This window comes from Rubrivirga sp. S365 (genome assembly GCF_032248475.1).
Classification (GTDB): domain Bacteria; phylum Bacteroidota; class Rhodothermia; order Rhodothermales; family Rubricoccaceae; genus Rubrivirga; species Rubrivirga litoralis.
Genome location: NZ_JAVTTN010000001.1, coordinates 3479839 through 3497908, shown reverse-complemented (window position 1 = coordinate 3497908; position 18070 = coordinate 3479839). Strand labels below are relative to the sequence as shown.

The following is an 18070-nucleotide window of genomic DNA, read 5'->3' as shown; positions in this document are numbered from 1 at the left end:
GGGGCGGGGCGGGGTGGAGACTCCGATGACCGACGTTTCTGTGACCGTCCTCCCCCACGGCGAGGGCCTCGACCTCCCCGCCCACGCCGAACCGGGCTCGGCGGGCCTCGACCTCCGCGCGGCCGTCCCCGAGGGCGAGCCGATCACGCTGGCGCCGGGCGCCTTCGCGCTCGTCCCGACCGGGCTCCAGGTCGCGCTCCCGGAGGGGACCGAGGGCCAGGTCCGCCCGCGCTCGGGGCTCGCGTTCCGCCACGGTGTGACGGTCCTGAACAGCCCGGGCACTCTCGACAGCTCGTACCGCGGCGAGGTCGGCGTGCTCCTCGTCAACCACGGGCCGGAGCCGTTCCGGGTCGAGCGGGGCGAGCGGATTGCCCAACTCGTCGTGGCCCGCTACGAGCGCGTCCGCCTCGTGCGCGCCGACGCCCTCGGCGCGACCGCGCGCGGGGCCGGCGGGTTCGGCTCGACGGGGACCGCCTAGCGCCGGCCGACGCGCCGCGCGACCGCGTTCCGCACCGCGTGCGGGAGCGCGGCGAGCACGCCCCGGAGCGGCTGGCGCCGCGGGTCGTTGGCCTCGGCCCACTTCCGCGGGTGGACCCGGTCGAGCGTCGGGTCGGCGGGGTCCACGACGAACGGGGCGAGGGCGGGGTGGTCGCCGAGCGCGCCCTCGCGGACGAAGAGGAAGGCGTTCTGGGCGTAGTAGTACGCCACGCGGTCGTCGTCCCAGAACGCGGGGCGGAGCCGGTCGACCGTGAGGTAGCCCTCGTCGGCGAACCGGCGGGTCCAGTACCTCGGCCACTGCTCGTTGACGTGGTCGGTGCCGCCCTGGTGCGGGATGGCCGCCGAGAACAGGACGACGGGCGCGCGGGCCGTGAGCGAGCGGACGAGCGTCCGCGCGGCGCGGGCGGGGAGGTGCTCGCCCACCTCCATCGACACGGCGAGGTCGAACGTCTGGGGCAGCCGGTCGGGGAGCGCGAGCGGCCGCGTGAGGTCGGCCGCGACGAAACGCTCGGCCGGGACCAGGAGCCGGCCCGCGTCGACGTAGGGGCCGTCGACGCCGACGAGCGCCTCGGCGCCGGCGTCCCCGAACGCCCGGAGCCAGGTCCCGATGCCGCACCCGACGTCGAGGACGCTTCGCGGCCCCAGCTCGCCCGCGAGGAGCGCGGCGAAGGCGGCGGCCGAGCGGGCGGACTCGCCGCGGTAGGTGTCGTAGAACGGGCCGTCGTAGGGCATGGCGGGGCGGGGTGGGGGCGCGCGAACCTAGCGCCGCCCGTTACCTTCCCGCTCTCCGCCCCGCCCGCGGCCGCCCCGCCCGGGCCACCGGCGTGGGCCGCCCCGCCCGCTCTCCGCCGCGGCCGCCCCGCCCGATGCTCACGCTCACGACCTGGCTCTACGCCGAGCCGCCGGGCGAGGAGAGCGTCTACCCGCAGGTGGTGGGGCAGGGGGCGCCGTCGTCGACGCGGTTCCAAGCCGTCTACTGGCGGTGCGTGGCCGTCTTCTTCGCGTCCGCCCGGCGGTGGGCGCCCGACGCGCGGCTCGTGCTGGCGACGAACGTGGAGGCGGTCCCGGCGGTCGACGGCCGCGATCTGGGCACGTTCCTCGACCGGCTGGGCGTCGAGGTCGTGCGGCTGCCGTACACGTTCCGGCCGCCGCCCGGCTACTACGGGGCGTGGCGCAACCAGTTTTACGTGTTCGACGTGGTCCGCTGGCTGGCGGCCGAGGTGGAGCCAGGCGGCGTAGGCATGGTCCTCGACTCGGACTGCGTGTGGGCGCGGCCGCCCGACCGCATGGCGGCCATGACGCGCCGCCACGGAGCGCTGACGTACGACCTCGGGCTGCCTGAGGGCGGCGAGCAAAACGGGCTCACGCTCGCCCAGATGGGCGCGCTCTACGCCGACCTCGCGCCGACGCTGGGCGGGGAGGCGCCCGAGACCGCCCCGCCCTACGTCGGCGGCGAGCTGGTGGCGGCGACGGGCGACGTGCTGGGCCAGATCGACGCGCTCGCCGCCCGGCTGTGGCCCGAGATGCTCCGCCGGCACGGGGCGGGGCGGCCGCACTTTAACGAGGAGGCGCAGGCGCTGAGCTGGATCTACCACCGCCTGGGGATCGCCTACGGGACCGCCAACCCGTTCCTCCGCCGCATCTGGACGACGCTCCTCCAGGGCGACGACGCCCGCGCGCCGGACCTCGACCTCACCGTGTGGCACGTGCCGGGCGAAAAGCGATACGGGCTCCGCCGCGCGTTCGCCGAGGCCGTCGACCCGGGCTCGCGGTTCTGGACGCTCGGCGGCGACGCCTGGCGCGGGCACGTCGGCGGGCAGCTCGGGCTGCCGGGGCGGTCGCTCCGCAAGCTGGCGCTCGACGTGCCGGTGGCGGTCCGCGACAAGCTCCGCGGTCGGCTCGGGCGGTAGCCGCCCCGCCCGCGCGCTAGCGGGCGGGGCGGGCGAGGGTGAAGCACGCCTGATCGCCGTGGCCGGCCCGGTTGAGCGCAGCGGCTTGGCGCTCGAAGGCCTCGACGTCGGCCGGCGAAAAGGGCGAGGCGGCGGGGTCGACCTCGTAGGACCGCGGGTCGCGGAGGGCGATGTCCTGCCGGTACTGCTCGCTCCCCCACAGCCCGAACGCCGACGAGTCGCAGGTCACGGCGCGCACCTCCAGCCCCGCCCCGGCGGCCAGTCGGCCGATGCTGTCGCGGGTGTGGAGGAACAGGTGGCGCGGGGCGTCGAGCTGGACCCAGGCGGCCCCGTAGGTGCGGAAGGCGTACGAGTCGGCCACGGGAATGCGCAGGAGCACCTGCCCGCCCGACCGGAGGAGCCGCTCGGCCGACGCCAGCGTCTCGGCAGGATCCGCGAGGTGCTCGAACGTGTGGTGGAGCATGACGAGGTCGAACGTTCCCTCGACCTCGTGGATGCTCTGCTGGAGGATCCGCACCCCGCCCGAATCCACCTCGTCGGGCGCGTATGGGTCGGCCCCGGTCAGCGACGTGAAGCCGGCGTCGCGGAGCTCGAAGAGGACGTGCCCCGCCCCGCTCCCCACGTCCAGGATGCGGCTGTCGAGGGCGGGGCGGAGCGGGGCCAGCCACCGCCCGACGTAGGGCGCGCCGTAGCGCCGCGTGAGGAGCGCGCCGCCGAGGCTCGGGAGCCCGAGCGCGTGCCGGAGCCGCTGCCGCTTCGCGAGCCGACGGAGCGGCCCAGGCGCCTCGGCCCCGAACGAGTAGTAATCGGCCGGGTAGTACGCCGACAAGTCCGCCGGGACGTGGGCGATCTGGAGGCACCCGCACACCGCGCACGCGAAGTACTCGAACCGCTCGCGCGTCCCGTACATCATCTCGCGGGCGACGAGGGCGGGGTGGGGGCCGGGGGCGCCGCAGACGCGGCAGGCTGCGCTCATAAATCCAAACCTACGGCCGCACGCGCCTCGGCCGGGGCGGGGCGGCGTCAGGGGAGCCGAGCCAGGAGCGCCCGCCACCGCGCGCCGACGACGGCCGGGCTGAACTGGCGCTCGAACCGCGCCCGCGCCGCCGTCGACGCCGCCGCCCACGTCCCGCCCCGCCCGAGCGCCTGGACCGCGTCGGCGATCTCGGCCGGCGCTCCGGCGCGGACGAACCGGCCGCCCCGCCCCTCGTCGACCATCTCGGGCAGCCCGGCGTGCCGCGTGACCACGACCGGCGTCCCGGCCGCGAGCGCCTCGATCACCGTCAGCGGCTGGGCCTCGACCGGGTACGCTGTCGGGAGCACGAACGCGTCGGCGTCGAGGTACAGGCGGCGGACTTCGGTTCGGTCGGACACGCCGCCCAGGACGCGCACCGCCCCGCCCACGCCGAGCGCGTCGACCCGGGCGCGGAACGCGGATTCGGCCGCGCTCGACGGCCACCGACCGGCAAACGTGGCCGAGGCGTCGACGCCCCGCCCGCGGAGCACGGCGAGCGCGTCGAGCACGTCGGCGTAGCCCTTCGACGGGATCATGCCCGACAGGTAGAGGAGGCGGACACCAGGCCGCCCCGCCCGGTCCGCCCGCGCCGCCTCGACCTCGGGCGGGGCGGGGATGGCCGCGTCGTCGATCGTGTTGGGGACCACCCAGCGCTTGGCCGCCGGGACGAACGGCGCGCACCGCGCAGCCAGCCCCTCCGTCAGAAACACGACGCCGGCGAGGCGGCGGACGAGCGCGCGCCCGGTGGCGGCCGTCAGCGGCGACCGGAACAGGCGCTCGACGTCGCCCCGGTGGACGACGGCGACGACCGGCCGCCGGCCGAACGCGGGCGCCACCGTGAGCAGGTCGCGCGCGTGGCCGAGCGGCGACGGCGACACGGACGGCCACAGGACCGGCGCCCCGGGCCACGCCGCGAGCGCCCGTCGCAAGCGGGCGGGGAGGCGTAGGAAGTGGGCTGCCCGCGCCACCCCGCCCCCACTCGTCACGAGCGCCTCGCCCTCGGGCGCGCCGACGTCGACGCGTCCCACGTCGGCCGCCCCGCCCAGCGGGCTCGCCAGGAGGTCGGCCAGGCGCGCCGTCGCCAGGGCCTGCCCGTCGAGCGGCGGCGGGAACCGGCCGACGACGACCACGGGGGGCGGGGCGGGGCGCATCCTTAGGCCTCGACAGAGTGGAACGCGTGGTGGTCTCGGCCCGCGACCGCGAGGGCGCCGAGGACGGCGCGGGCGGCCGGGCTCAGCGGCCGCCCCGACCCCGGCCGCCCCGCCCGCACCGCGTTCCACAGGCCGTCGGCGAACGCTTCGGGCGTGTACGACGCGATGATGGATTGCGATGCCTGGCCCATCGCGTCCCGGTCCGTCCGGTCCGACGCGACGTGCGCCAGGAGGTCGGCCAGCGCGCCCGGGTCGTCAGGGGCGAACCGGAACCCGTTCTCGCCCTCTCGGACGAGGTCGCGCGCGCACCCCGCCCCGCTCGACACGAGCACGGGCAGCCCGCTCGCCATCGCCTCGTTCACGACCAGCCCCCACTGGTCCGCCCGGGCGGGGTGGACGTAGGCGCCCGCCGCGCCGTAGTGCGCCGGGAGCGCCTCGATCTGGGCGAACCCGGCGAACGTGACGCCCTCCCCAGCCGCCCGTTCGAGGGCGGGGCGGAGCGGGCCGTCGCCCACCAGGACGAGCGGCCACGGTGCCTCGGCGGCGGCCCGGTAGCGCCGGTACGCCTCGACCAGGAGCCCGACGTTCTTGCGCTCCGTAAAGCGGTTGACGCTGAGGAAGCCCACCCCGCCCCGCCCGCGCTCCCGGGCGGCGCCGTCGCGGAAAAACGCGTTGTCGACCACGTCGAGCGGCGTGAACACGCGCCGCCGCGGGACGCCGAGCGCGACGGCGTAGGCGGCCTGCGGCGTCCCGGCGACGAGCGCCGCGTCGTACTGCGCGACGAGCGTACGCTTGACGCGCTCGCGCCACGGCGAGCGCTCGGCGTCCTCGGCGCGGCTGTCGAAGAGGAGCACGGCCACGCGGCTGCGGCGGCGGCACCACGCGAGCGCGGCGTGGGCGTCGGGCGTGCTGTAGCTCGTGATGGCGACGGCGTCGGCGTCGATCCGGTCGAGCGCCGAGGTCACGGCCCGGCGCGTCTGGACGGGCGGGGTGGCCGCCATCGACCGGCCGGGGAGGGCGCACACGCGGTCGTACGGCGTCGGCCCCGCCTCCTCGCGCCACGCGTACGTCGTGTCGACGGTGGCCGTCTCGAGCGCCGTCAGCGCGACGCCCTCGGCGCCGAGGCGCGCGTGGAGCGCCCGGAGCCGCGCCAGGTGGTACGGCCCGAGGCGCGGCCACTGCACGCACACGCGGCCGATGGGGCGGGGGCTAGGAGTAGTCAAAGACGGCCCACGTCCAGATGGCGGCGGCGGCGTCGCCCCGGCGGCGGTAGTCGGCGGCCCGCGCCGGCCGGAGCCGGGCCAGCGCCCGGAAGGCGACCGCGCGCGCGCCGTACCCGACCGCGCTCCCCGCCCGGTGGAACCGGGCGAGCGCCGGCGACCCGTGGCGCCGCAGGAACGCGGCGTGGCTCCTCGACGCCACCACCTGCTGCTCGGCGTACCGCCCGGCGCTCGCGGCGCCGCCGATGTGCGTGACGACGGCGTCGGGCACGAACGCATTCTGCCGCCCCGCCCGCGCGAGCGCCAGGCACAGCTCGTTCTCCTCAGCGTACATGAAGTACCGCTCGTCCCACCCGCCGACGGCGTCGAACACCTCGCGGCGGAGGGCCAGCGCGCACCCCTTGACCACGTCAACGGGGGCGGGGCGGTCCAGCGGCGGGCGCGGGGCGGGCAGCGCCAGCAGGTGCCGGGCGATCGACTGGGCGGTGTCGAAGGGGCTCGTGCTCACCTGGTCCGTCCCGTCGCCGTTGAGCACGCGCGGGCCGACGGCCCCGGCCTCGGGGTGGCCGTCGAGGTAGGCCACGAGCCGGGCCACGGCGTCGCCGTGCACGACGGTGTCGGGGTTGAGGAAGAACAGGACGCGCCCCGACGACCGCCCCGCCCCCACGTTGTTGGCGGCCGCGAAGCCGACGTTCCCCCCGCTCTCGACGACCCGGACGCGGGCGTCGCCGGCGAACGCCGCGCGGAGACGGGCGGCGCTCCCGTCCGGCGAGTCGTTGTCGACCACGACGACCTCGTGGCGCAGCCCAGGCGCCGCCTCCAGCGCCGACCGCACGGCCTCGCGCGTAAGGTCGAACGTGTCGTAGCTGACGATGATGGTCGAGCAGTCCACGGGGCGGGAGGGTCCGCTGACAGAGCTACGCGGCCCCCGTCAGGGGCTTGATGAGCGGCCGGAGCTGGACGTACCCCGTCCATCCCGCGACGGCGAACAAGGTCGCGCCGAGGACCAGCGACGGGGTGAATCCCAGACCGAGAACGGCGACCGCGAGGGCCGCGGCGACCAACGCCCCTGCGCCGAACACGCTCCGTATCGTGCGGGCCGGGACCCTGCTCAGCACGCTCAGGACCACCGTGTCCACGATCGCGCGGGCGCTCCACGCGGCGGCGGCCCCGGCGGCTCCGTACTCGTGGAGGGCCAGCCAGAGCAGGAGGAGGTACGGCACCAGCTCCGCGGCGTGGACCTTTGCGACGAGGTCTGGCCTGCCGCTGCCCTGGAGCATCGCGAACGGGACGTAGGCGAGGCAGTTGAACCAGACGCCGGGGAGGAGAAGGATGCCCACCAGCCCCGCCGCCTCCGCGAAAGCCGGGCTGATCCACCACGCGATCAGCGGGTCCACGAGGAGCAGGCTGGCCACGACCGCCGGCGTCACGACGGCCGCGACGCTCCGCATCCCCTTGGCCTGGAGCGCGTGCTGCTCGCCAAGCGCCGCCCGCGCCGAGAACCGGGGGAACAGGGCGTTTGTCAGGCTGCCCGGCACGAGCGTGATCTGGGTCACGACGCCGAACGGAACCGTGTAGTACGACACGGCCCGGACGCCGGACACGGCCCCGATGACCACGCGGTCGAGCGTCGAGAGCAGGGGGTTGATCGCGCTCGTCACCGTCACCCACCCCCCGTAGACGAAGAGCGGGCGGACCTCGCGCCGGTCCAGGCGGGGGTGGAGCCCGACGGGCAGGCGACGGACGCACAGGGCGAAAAGGGCGAGACTGCTCGCGGTCCGAACGGCGAGGACGGCCAGGACGAGCCCCGACAGCTGCGGACCCGCGGTGAGGGCGACGGCGAGGGGCACCAGCTGCACCAGCGCGCCCTCCCCAACCCGGACCACGTTCTGGCGGAGAAACTCCTCCCGTCCCATGAGCGCACCGGCCATCACGCTCGACGCGAGGAGGAGGGGAAAGGCCAGAGCCAAAAAGGGGAGGGCCGCCTTCACCTCGCCAGCGAGAGCGCTGGGTACGTCGACAACGAGCCCGAACACGAGCGTCGCCGCCGCCCACAGAGCGAGGCCGGCGCCGAGACCGAGGGCGAGGTTGAGGAGGAGGGCCGTCCAGAACACGGCTTCACGCCGCTCTGCAGAGGCACCGTGCAGTGCCGCGACGCGGTTCGTGACCGCCCGGCCCAGCCCGAGGTCGAACAAACCGAAGTACCCCAGCAGCGTCCAGAGCACGGCCAGGACCCCGTATCGTGCCTCCCCGATTGCGGCCAGGTACGGCGGAACAGCGAGGACCATCACGGCCAGCGGGACCGCGGACCCTACGGCGTTGTAGGCCGTGTTGCGGGGGACGCTCACAGCCGCGGCCCCCCGACCGCCCCGCCCGCCCCCCACGAGACGGGAGCCCGAGCGGGGCGGGGCGGGTGCTCCCCAGGGGACGGGCTACTGTGCTGCACTACGCCGGGACGCCGCATCGGGCGGGGCGGACAGCGCCCGCGCCCGGTCGGCCACGCCGTGGGCAAGCGCGAGCGTGAGCGTGACGACGAGCATCTGGTCCAGGATCGAAAACGGTCCTGACGTGATGGCCGCAAGTGAAAAGGCCACGAGCGTCGCCATCGCCCCCAGCGCGCACGCGCGCTCGCGCGCCGCAAGCCGGGGCGACCGGCCCGCCGCCGCCCCGCGGACCACCCCGCCCGTCCAGACGGTCATCATCAGGAGGAGGCCCCACAGGCCCGTCTTGTACCACAGCGAGACGTACCCGTTGTGCAGGAACGCCCAGGTAATGGTCTCGTGGGAGATCAGCCCGTAGTACGAGAACTGGACGCCCCACCCGTACCCGAGCACGGGGTTCGCCCGGATGCGCTCCCACGCCGCGTCGGTTTCGGCAAAGCGGTTCAGGAGCGAGATGTCCTGCCCGGCCGTCGCGAGCGTCGCGAGCCGGTTGAGCGACCCGTCGACGATGAGCGAGATCTGGTCCGCGAACAGGAGGAGGCTGAGGGCGACGAGGGCCGTCGTGCCCAAGACGGCGGCCAGGACCAGCCGCCTCCGGTCCGCCGAGCGGCCGACGACTCCGAGGGCCACGAGGCCGAGAACGGCGGCGACCCAGAACCCCCGGGACTTCGACAGGATGAGGCCTCCGAGGAGCCCGCCCGCGAGGGCGAGAGCCACCGCTCGCGTGGTCCGACCTCGCGCCGTGGCGAAGGTGGCGACGCTGAGCAGGAGGCCCGCCGTCACGGATGTCTCGCTCGACGCGAACCGGGCGTCAGCGATCTCCCACACGGCGGTAGCGCCCGTGACGACCTCGCGCAAGAAGAGCGCGCTCTGCACCGACGCGATGACGCCGTACGCTACGAGCGCGCCGGCCAGCAGCAGCGACCCATAGCGGTGGCGGGCGCACAGGTCCTTGGCAGGCAGGTAGAGGAGGAACGGGATCGTCGCGAGCACGTCGGCTCGGAAGTCGTAGGCGCTGGCTCCGAACAACTGCCCGAGCACCATGCCCGCCACCAACCCGCCCGCCCCCCAGGTGAGAGCAGCCACGTCGAACATCGACGTGACCACGCGCCGCCGGTAGAGCCACACGTCGACGTACCAGTGGGCGAGGTACACGACGAGCGCGAGCCCAGAAACCACTTCCAGCGCCGTCGTCCCCTGCTCGCCGCGGAACTGGAAGGTGAGCAGAACGAGAACGGCCGTGAGCCGGGCGAGCGGGGTGGGCCGTGCGACGGCCAGCCACAAGCCCACGGCGATCACCACCGGCACGGCCCACACCGCCAGCGACCCGATGGCGGCGAGCCAGACGGCGAGCCCGAGGACGGCCGCCCCGCCCGCGAGGACGGCCGCCGACGCGAGAGGCGTCGGGGGCGGGGCGGGGCGGGCCGCCTGCACTACGCCTCTGCCCGGAGCCGCGCGAGCACCGACGGCCCGCCCCGCCCGAGCGCCGCGAGCAGCAGCGTCACCGCCACGGCGACGAGGAACGCCGAGAGCGTGGCCCCGATGACCAGGAGCGACCGCCGCGGCTCGGCCTTCCGCGCGGGCGGGGTGGCCGGGTCCAGGACCTGCACGGCGTCGGCGTCGCGCTGCTCCTGGAGCCGGGCCTGCTCGTAGAGCGGCTGCACGGTCTCGATCACGGCCTGCTGGATCGTCACCTCCTGGAGCACCTGCGCGTACTCGCGCTGGACGCGCGGGAGGTCGCGGAGCGGGAGGGGGAGGGCCGCCTCCGCCCCGCCCGCGAGCCGCGCCACCTGCTGGCGCGCGGCCTCGACGGCCGCCGCTGCGGCCCGGACGTCGGTGTTCTCGGGGCCGTACTGCGACAGGAGCGCCTGGTACTGGACCTCGGCGCCGGCCGCCTCGGCTTGGGCTGAGGCCAGCGCTTCGAACAGGGCCGAGGCCTGGGCCTCAGGCTGGACCACGCCTGACCGCTCCTGGAGCGCCTGGAGCACGGCCTGCGTCGAGTCGAGGTCGGCGTACGACTGTTCCAGGCGCGCCTGGAGCGACCGGCGGTACTCGCCCGCGCTGCTCGACTGGAACTCGATGTTCCGCTCGTTTAGGCGCTCGACGAAAAAATTTGCCATCTGCGCCGCCCGCTCGGGATCCTCGTCGAGCACGCTCACCGCGAGGTAGTCGTACTCGACGCTGACCTCGAACTCGGCCCGGTCGTACAGCTCGGCGAGGGTCCGAGCCTGGGGGAAGTCGGCGTCTTCCAGGTCGTACGCGGCGACGAGGTCGAACCGCTCGACGACGTCTTCGAGCGTCGAGGGGCTCGTCAGGATCGCCATGTAGCGCGTGAACCCGCCGCCGCCGCCGCCGAGCAGGGCCGCCGCCGCGGGCGAGACCGCGCTGATCGCGGCCGAGACCAGGCCCCCGCCCTCGTCGGGGAGCAGCACGCGCGTTTCGGCGCGGTACTGGTTCGGGAGCTGGAGCGTGATCGCGACCGCCGCGATGGCCACGAGTGCCGTGACCGCCGTGATGGTCCACCGTCGCCGGTAGAGGGCGGCGGCGGCCCACCACAGCCGCTCCCGCGTCCGCTCGTTGCTCGCCAGGAGCTCGGCCTCGACCGAGCGGGGCGGGACCGGGCCGTCCCCGTCACCACCGGGAACGGACAGGTCGATGTCGGCGCGCTCGCGTGCGGGGTCCATAGGTCGAGTCAGAAAAACGCTCCCGGCGGGGCCGGGCGGGGCGGACGGAGCAGCAAACGCGGCAGAGGCACGGGGGGCGGGGCGGACTCGAAGCTACCGCCCCGCCCTCAAGGAGCGCTCGGGGCGGGCTAGTTCGTGATCGCGTCATAGGCGAAGATGAGCGTCGCGACGGTGCTGATGGCGGCGAACGCCGTCTGGATCACCTGGAGCGTCCGGTTCCGGCGATCCGATTCGAGGGCGAGCTCGAGCTGGCGGAGCTCGGGCGTGTCGGCCCGCGGGGCGCGCTCGACGAACACGCGGTCGCCGGGGCCGACCGGCGTCGCCGGCCCCTCGACGTAGCGGCCTGTGCCGGCCTCGATGACGAACGTGGTCTCGGCCCCCGACGCCGCCCCGCCCGCCGCGGCCACGTAGGCCCCGGCCGTCTGGCCCGCCGCGAACGGGACGAGCCCGGGCCGGAGCACCTGCCCAAACACGTAGACCGTCCCCGCCCCCGACGGGACCACGAGCCGGTCGCCGGTGCGGACGACGACCGACTCGCCCTCGCCGCGGAGCGCGGCCGCGAGGTCGATCGAGACCTGGGCTGGCCGCGACGCCTCCTGCTGGAGGTAGGCCCGGCGGAGCACGTCGAACTCGCTCAGGCGCGTGGCGTCCGGGGCCAGCGACTGCGTCCCGGCCGCCTCGGGCTGCCGGTACAGGACGGCCGCGCGCGGGAGCGCCTCGGGGAGCACGCCCCCCGCCCGCCGGACCAACTCGCGGACCGTCGTCTCGCCGTCGCGGATCGGGTACACCCCGGGGTAGCGCACGAGCCCGAGCGCCTCGGCCGTGCCGGCGTCCTCGTCGCGCGCGAGCACGTAGAGCTGGTCGCCCGGCTGGACCGCGACGGTGCCCAGCTCGCCGGGCGCCAGGAGCCGGTCGGCAATCGCGCCGTCGGCCGCCGCGCGTGTCAGGCGCACGCCCGTGACGGAGGCCTCGGGGCCGCCCGCGATGAGCACGAGGTCGCGGACGGTGTCGCCCGGCTTGAGGTCGTACGGGCCGGGCCGGGCGACGACGCCGCCCACGAGCGCACCCTCGCTCAGCGGGTCGAACGTGGGGAGGTAGACGACGTCGCCGTCGAGCAGGCGCGGGTTGCCGTCGAGGTCGCCGGTGGCGAGGTATCGGCGGTAGTCGACAGTGAGGTCCGCCCCGCCCTCGCGCCGCACGACGACGGCGCGGGCGGCCGGCTGGAGGCCGCCGACCTCGGCGAGCCCGCCCGCCGCCGCGAGCGCGTCCTCCAGCCGCGGGACCGGCCCGACGAGCCGCCGGCCCGGCGCCGCGACGGCGCCGGAGACGTGGACGAAGTACCGCCGCGGCGCGGTCAGCACGAGGTCCGTCGGGACGTTCCGGTACTGGCGGTCGAGCGCGGCGCGGACTGCCCGCTGGACGTCGGCGAGCGTCCGGCCGCTGGCTTGGAACGTGCCGGCCTCGGGGATCACGAGCAGGCCGTCGGCCGACACCTGCGCTTCGAGGACGCGCGGGCTCTGGCCGCCCAGGGTCGCCGCGAGCACGTCGCCCGGGCCGAGCGTGTACGTCGACGGGTCGACCGTCCCCTCGATCGAGATCGCCGGCCCCACGCGGCGGTCGGTCCGAACGGGGCCGAGGGTCGGCGCCTGCGCGCTGGCGACGGCGGACAGGCAGACGAGCGCGACCAGGGACAGGCCGCGGGGGAGACGGTACATTCGGCGGCGCGGCAGGCGATCGGGGGCGACGGCCGAAAGTACGGCGGGGCGGGGGGGCGTCCGAGGCGTTTCCCCGTCCCCCGGCCCCTTTGCACGCTCTTCCCGCCGTGACCGCCCTCGCCCGCCCCGCCCCGGCCAAGCTCAACCTCGGCCTCCACGTCCTCCGGCGCCGCGCGGACGGGTTCCACGACCTCGAAACGGTCTTTCTGCCCATCGGCTGGGCCGACACGCTCGCGGCGGCGCCGGCCTCGGACCTGGCGCTGACCACGACCGACCCGGCGCTCCCGACCGACGGCCGCAACCTGGTCGTGCGCGCGGCGCGGGCACTGGCCGCGTGGGGCGGGGTGGAGGCCGGCGCCCGACTCCACCTGGACAAGCGCGTGCCCTACGGTGCCGGGCTAGGCGGCGGCTCGTCGGACGCCGCCGCCGCGCTCCGCCTGCTCGCCGAGCTGTGGGAGTTGGCCGTCCCCGACGACGTGCTGGTCGACCTCGCGCTGGGCCTGGGCTCCGACGTCCCGTTCTTCCTCGACGGCCGCCCCGCCCTCGCGACTGGGCAGGGCGAGCGGCTCGCGCCGCTCCTGGGCGCCGCCGGCGCCCCGTACCGCTGCCCGTTTTGGATTGTCGTCGCCGTCCCCGACGTGCACGTGGGCACGGCCGAGGCCTACGGGCTCGTGACGCCGAGGGACCGCGACCGCCCCGCCCTCGCCGACGTCGTGCGCTCGAACGATCTCGCGCGCTGGCGGGCCGAGCTCGCCAACGACTTCCAGGCGCCGGTCGAGGCGGCCCACCCCGCCATCGCCGCCGCGCGCCGCGCGCTCGTCGCGGGCGGGGCGGGGTACGCGTCGCTCTCGGGATCGGGGAGCGCCGTGTTCGGGGCGTTCGAGTCCGAGGCGGCGGCGCGAGCGGCGGCGCGCTCGGCGACGGGCTGCCGCGTGTGGGTGGAGGCGCGGGGCGGAGAGCAGGTAGAGCAGGTAGAGCAGGTAGAGCAGGTAGAGCAGGTAGAGCAGGTAGAGCAGGTAGAGCAGGTAGAGCAGGGGGCGGGGCGGCGGCCGAAAAGTTCCGCGGCGCTCCCGCCCCGCCCTGTTGCGTGAGCGGGGTGGGGCGGGCACCTTGCTCTCTCCGCTCTCTCCGCTCTCTCCGCTCTCTCCGCTCTCTCCGCTCTCTCCGCTCTCTCCGCTCTCTCCGCTCTCTCCGCTCTCTCCGCTCTCTCCGCTCTCTCCGCTCTCTCCGCTCTCTCCGCTCTCTCCGCTCTACGCCGCCTCGTCCACCTCGCGCTCGATCTCCAGGGCCGCGGCCACGAGGTCGTCTTTGATCGTGCCCAGCGCCTCGTGCTGGTCGACGTAGCGCTCGACGGCGTCCTTCAGCGACGTGTCGCGGCGGACGACCGTGCGCTGGCGGCGCTCGGCGGGGTCCACGTCGCGCTCGATGGCGGCCACGACGTCGGCGTCGGCGAGCGCCGCGCGGAGGGCGCCGGCGTCGACCGCCCCCGCCTGGTCCTCGTCGACCTGGTAGCGGACGCGGACGACGGCGCCGGCGATGTCGTGGCGGCCGACCTGGGCCAGCAGCGCGGCCGTCGGGTCGTCGGCGCCGCGGACGTCGGCGTCGACCGAGACGAACCGGCGGGCCGGCGTGGGCACGAACTCGTACGCCGTCCGCTGGCCCGCCACCCCGCCCGCGTCGATGTCGACGAGCACGAACCCTTTTTCGTCGTCGGCCTCCTTGAACGAGACGCGCTCGATGGACGACGAGTAGACGACGGGCGGCCCCTCGCCCCGCTCGAACGCCTCGCGGTTCCGGTCCTGAAAGCGGTGGATGTGCCCGAGCGCGACGTAGTCCACGTTCGGCCGCGCCAGCTGGGCCGCCGTCAGGATGGGCTCGTGGGCGATCAGGCTGGCCCGCTCGCTCCCCGACGGGTCGGCGCCCTTGACCGTCAGGTGGGCGCAGACGACGAGCGGGACGGCCGGGTCGGCCTCGGCCGCGCACGTCGCCACAAAGTCGGCGTAGAGCCCCTCGACGAGGTCGCGGATCTCGAGCGGCGTCTTGCCGCGGTGCTCGTCGCGCGAGAGGATCTTCGAGCGGATGGGCCACGGGAGCGCGACGAGCTGGAGCGGGCCGGCCTTCGTCTGCACCGCCCCGCCCGGGTGCCCCTCGGCCCGGAACGTGGGCACGGCGAACACCTCGACGTCGCCCCCGAGCACGCCGAAGATGTCGACCGACGACGCCTTCCCGAAGCTGACCGGGTGGTCGTGGTTGCCGACCACCATGACGACCGGGATGCCAGCGTCGACGACCGGACGGAGCGCCTCGGCAAACTGCTTCTGCTGCGTCGGCGTGGGGTCGGCCGTGCGGTAGGCGTCGCCCGCGAACAGGAACAGGTCGACCTCCTCGGCCACGGCCCGCTCGACCATGAAGTCGAACGAGCGCCGGAAGTCGAGGAGCCGCGTGCTCAGGCCCGTCGCCGGGTCCAGCCGCCCGTGCGTCTCGTACCCCAGGTGGATGTCGGCGCAGTGGAGGATTTTCATGGGGAGGGATGGAGGGATACGAGATGGGAGAGGGATGGGCGGGCGGGGTGGGTCCCGCCGCCCCGCCCCTGCGGGCCGAGGCGGACGCCTGGTTGCCCATCCCTCCATCCCCTATCCCTCTCCCATCCCTCCCGCTACCACCCGATCCGGCCGCCGGTCTCGGGGCGCTCGGCGGGGGCGGGGCGGTCCTGCATCCGGTCGAGGATCTCGCGGGCCGGCGAGGGCGCCGTCTGGTTCCGGGAGCCCCCGCCCGACGACGAGCGGCTCCGCGAGCGGCTCCGCGACGAGCCGCCGGGGAGGTAGCCCGACGTCCCGATCCGGCCGCGGCGCGTCGGCGGCTGGTAGTCGGCCGGCTCCTCGAACTCGATGTCGGGGTCCAGGCGGACCGTCGAGTCTCCCTCGGTCTGGAGCCGTTCGAGGAACGCGCCCACGTTGAGGAGCCCGGTCCGCCCGCCCTGGCCGATGGCCGTGTTGGGGTAGGTGATCCGGCGGTCGTCGAACCCGGTCCAACTCCCGACGACGAGCTGCGGCGTCATGGCGATAAACCAGCCGTCGGCGTTCTCCTGCGTGGTCCCGGTCTTGCCGGCTAGGTCGAGCCCGCGGATGTCGGGGAACCGCGACGTCAGGCCGCGCGCCGTCCCGCCGGTCACGACCGCGCGCATGGCGTCGTAGACGGTGTAGGCCGTCGACGGGTTGAGGACCTCGCGGGCGACCGGCGTAAAGTCCTCGATCACGTTCCCGTAGCGGTCCTCGATCCGGTCGACGGCGAGCACGATGTGGGGCGGGACCGCCGTGTCGGCCGGGCGGTCCTCCTCGACCGTCGGGCCGTGGTAGACGCCGTAGTTGGCGATCGTGGCGTAGGCCGTGACCATCTCCAGCAGGCTCACGTCGGCGGTCCCGAGCGCGATCGAGCGGGCGTAGCAGTCGTTGGCCCGGGCCTCGAACGGCTCGCACTCCCGTTCCCACCGCTCGCGGGGGACGGACACGAACGTCTGGCCGGCCTCGCAGGACACGTCGAACTGGCGGAGCGTCCGGTTGTGCGTGCAGTCGATGAGCGGGGGCGGGAGCTCGAGCGGCGTGCGGATCCCCATCTGGTACGCCGTCCGCGCGAGCTCAGCCTGCCCGAAGTGCTGCGTGACCCGGGCGGCCACGACGTTCCGCGACTGCTGGAGCCCCTCGGCGAGCGTGGTCCACCCGCGGTAGCTGCCGCCCGAGTTCTGGGGCTGCCAGTCGCCCCAGGCGAACCGGCCGTCGAGGACCGGCGACTGCGGCGAGTACCCGTTGTCGAAGGCCGTCGTGTAGGCGAAGAGCTTGAACGTGGAGCCGGGCTGGCGCCGGGCTTGGCCGCCGTGGTCGAACTTGTTGGCGATAAAGTCGCGGCCGCCCACCCACGCCTTGACGCGGCCGCTCGTCGGGTCCATCGCGATGAGGCCGGCCTCGAGCTGGGTCCGCGCCGTCTTCAGCGAGTCCATGAACTCGCCGTCGCGGCGGAGCTCGGCGACGGCGTCGTCGGGGTCGAGCCCCTCGGCCCGGAGCCGCGCGAAGTGGTCGGTCCCGCGGACGTACTCGTCGACGATCTGGCGGTTGCGGCCCCACCAGCGCCCGAACGGGTCCGAGGCCGAGCCCCAGCCCCGCCCGACGACCTCCTGGAGCCCGTCCATCTGCTCCTGGACCGCCGCCGTCGCCAGCGCCTGCATCTCCGAGTCGATGGTCGTGCGGATGACGAGCCCGTCGCGGTACGGGTCGCGCCCGTTCTCGACGGCCCACTCGCGGAACCACAGGCGGAGGACCTCGGCAAAGTGCGGGGCCACGTTGTCCTCGTGGCTGTACGGGTTGAACGTGGCGGCCACGTCGACCGGGTCAGCGCGTGCGTCGCCGTAGGCGGCCTGGTCGAGGACGTCCTGGTTCCGCATGTTGAGCAGGACCACGTTCCGCCGCCGCGTGCTGTTCTCGGGGTTGCGGACGGGGTCGTAGAACGAGTTGGCGGCCAGCATCCCGACCAGCGTGGCCGACTCGGCGGGCGAGAGGGCGGCGGCCGGCTTCGAGAAGAACGTCTCGGCGGCCGCCTCGATGCCGTAGGCGTTGTACAGGAACGGGACCGTGTTGAGGTAGGCCTCGAGGATCTCGTCCTTGGTGTAGGTCCGCTCGATGCGGACGGCCGTCAGGATCTCCTTCGCCTTGCGGACGACCGAGCGGTCGCCGATCGTGAACTCGACCTGGTCGCGGTAGAGGTTCCGCGCCAGCTGCATGGTGATCGTCGAGGCGCCGCGGAGCCCGTTGCCGCGGAGCGCGTCGACGACGACGGCGCCGAACCCGTAGAGGTCCATGCCCCAGTGGTCGTAGAACCGGCGGTCCTCCGTCGCGATGAGGGCGGCCGGGACGTAGGGGCTCATCTGGTCGAGCGAGACCCACGTCCGGTTCTCGCCGTCGTAGTACCTGGCCAGCTCCTGGCCGTCGGCTGTGAGGACCTGTGTGGCGAGCAGGTTCTGAGGGTTCTCGATCTGCTCGAGCGACGGGAGGTCCTGCGAGAGCCACGCGACGACGGCGACGGCGCCCAGCGCGCCGAGCACGACGAGCCCGCACACGACGGCCAGCGCCCGCGTCGTCCGGCGGCGGCGGTCGGCGGCCGGGCCGGTGGGGCGGGGTGGGGCGGCCGGGCCGGGAGGCGGCGCCGTCGCGGCGCCGTCGCCCGAGGCCCCGCCGCGGCGGGCGCGCGGGGCGTCGGGGGAGCCGAAAAAGGTGCCGAGGTCGGCGTCCTCGCCCGTCAGCGGAGCGCTCCGCCAGGCGTCGTCGTCCGCGGCCGCCCCGCCCTCCGGGCGTCGGGCGTCCTGGCCGGCGCGGCGCGCGGCGGGCGAGGAGAAAAACTCCTGGAGGTCGTCGTCGGTGTACGTCGGGTCGTCCATGTCGGGCCGGG

14 protein-coding genes are annotated in these 18070 nt (G+C 75.1%); 3 read left to right on the top strand and 11 right to left on the bottom strand.

All coding sequences use genetic code 11. The features are described 5' to 3' along the window. The first annotated feature begins 25 nt into the window (after positions 1 to 25). Complete coding sequence (dut, locus tag RQM47_RS15330) at positions 26 to 478, top strand: dUTP diphosphatase (protein WP_314009424.1); 453 nt, start codon at positions 26 to 28, stop codon at positions 476 to 478. Here dut and RQM47_RS15325 read toward each other — a convergent pair. Further along, positions 475 to 1230, bottom strand: a complete 756-nt coding sequence (locus RQM47_RS15325) for a class I SAM-dependent methyltransferase (RefSeq protein ID WP_314009423.1) — start codon at positions 1228 to 1230, stop codon at positions 475 to 477. The two genes, dut and RQM47_RS15325, sit on opposite strands and share 4 nt — an antisense overlap. Before the next feature lie 134 nt (positions 1231 to 1364). Between RQM47_RS15325 and RQM47_RS15320 the strand changes: the two genes are divergently transcribed. Next, positions 1365 to 2408, top strand: a complete 1044-nt coding sequence (locus RQM47_RS15320) for a hypothetical protein (RefSeq protein ID WP_314009422.1) — start codon at positions 1365 to 1367, stop codon at positions 2406 to 2408. A gap of 16 nt (positions 2409 to 2424) precedes the next feature. On the opposite strand, the gene RQM47_RS15315 is transcribed toward RQM47_RS15320, so the two are convergent. The 8 genes from RQM47_RS15315 to RQM47_RS15280 form a co-directional block, all read right to left on the bottom strand. After that, positions 2425 to 3384: a class I SAM-dependent methyltransferase gene (locus RQM47_RS15315; RefSeq protein WP_311665805.1), complete on the bottom strand. Its 960-nt coding sequence runs from the start codon at positions 3382 to 3384 to the stop codon at positions 2425 to 2427. A gap of 47 nt (positions 3385 to 3431) precedes the next feature. Then, a complete protein-coding gene (locus RQM47_RS15310; RefSeq protein ID WP_314009421.1) occupies positions 3432 to 4553 on the bottom strand; it encodes a glycosyltransferase in 1122 nt (373 codons plus the stop codon). A gap of 23 nt (positions 4554 to 4576) precedes the next feature. Continuing rightward, a complete protein-coding gene (locus RQM47_RS15305) occupies positions 4577 to 5797 on the bottom strand; it encodes a glycosyltransferase (RefSeq protein ID WP_314009420.1) in 1221 nt (406 codons plus the stop codon). Continuing rightward, positions 5784 to 6686: a glycosyltransferase family 2 protein gene (locus tag RQM47_RS15300; RefSeq protein WP_311665811.1), complete on the bottom strand. Its 903-nt coding sequence runs from the start codon at positions 6684 to 6686 to the stop codon at positions 5784 to 5786. The genes RQM47_RS15305 and RQM47_RS15300 overlap by 14 nt, the downstream gene beginning before the upstream one ends. A 25-nt stretch (positions 6687 to 6711) precedes the next feature. Beyond that, complete coding sequence (locus tag RQM47_RS15295) at positions 6712 to 8142, bottom strand: oligosaccharide flippase family protein (RefSeq protein WP_311665813.1); 1431 nt, start codon at positions 8140 to 8142, stop codon at positions 6712 to 6714. Between the two features lie 84 nt (positions 8143 to 8226). Continuing rightward, positions 8227 to 9669 carry an O-antigen ligase family protein gene (locus tag RQM47_RS15290; RefSeq protein ID WP_311665815.1) on the bottom strand — a complete coding sequence of 481 codons (1443 nt, stop codon included), beginning with the start codon at positions 9667 to 9669 and terminating at the stop codon, positions 8227 to 8229. After that, positions 9669 to 10919, bottom strand: coding sequence for a Wzz/FepE/Etk N-terminal domain-containing protein (locus RQM47_RS15285; RefSeq protein ID WP_311665817.1), 1251 nt, complete (start codon positions 10917 to 10919; stop codon positions 9669 to 9671). The genes RQM47_RS15290 and RQM47_RS15285 overlap by 1 nt, the downstream gene beginning before the upstream one ends. Positions 10920 to 11047: 128 nt before the next feature. Continuing rightward, the gene (locus tag RQM47_RS15280; RefSeq protein ID WP_311665819.1) at positions 11048 to 12634 is read right to left on the bottom strand and encodes an SLBB domain-containing protein; all 1587 of its coding nucleotides are present in this window, start codon (positions 12632 to 12634) and stop codon (positions 11048 to 11050) included. A 107-nt stretch (positions 12635 to 12741) separates the two neighbouring features. Here RQM47_RS15280 and RQM47_RS15275 point away from each other — a divergent pair, with 107 nt between their 5' ends. Next, entirely contained in the window at positions 12742 to 13725 is a 984-nt protein-coding gene (locus RQM47_RS15275) for a 4-(cytidine 5'-diphospho)-2-C-methyl-D-erythritol kinase (protein ID WP_314009419.1), read from the top strand. Between the two features lie 159 nt (positions 13726 to 13884). Here RQM47_RS15275 and RQM47_RS15270 read toward each other — a convergent pair whose 3' ends face one another. Together RQM47_RS15270 and RQM47_RS15265 are read right to left on the bottom strand one after the other, a co-directional pair. Further along, positions 13885 to 15156 carry an exonuclease SbcCD subunit D gene (locus RQM47_RS15270; RefSeq protein ID WP_311664448.1) on the bottom strand — a complete coding sequence of 424 codons (1272 nt, stop codon included), beginning with the start codon at positions 15154 to 15156 and terminating at the stop codon, positions 13885 to 13887. A gap of 134 nt (positions 15157 to 15290) precedes the next feature. Further along, positions 15291 to 18059 (bottom strand): penicillin-binding protein 1A, encoded by a 2769-nt coding sequence (locus RQM47_RS15265; RefSeq protein ID WP_311664445.1) that lies wholly within the window; start codon positions 18057 to 18059, stop codon positions 15291 to 15293. Positions 18060 to 18070: the final 11 nt, after the last annotated feature.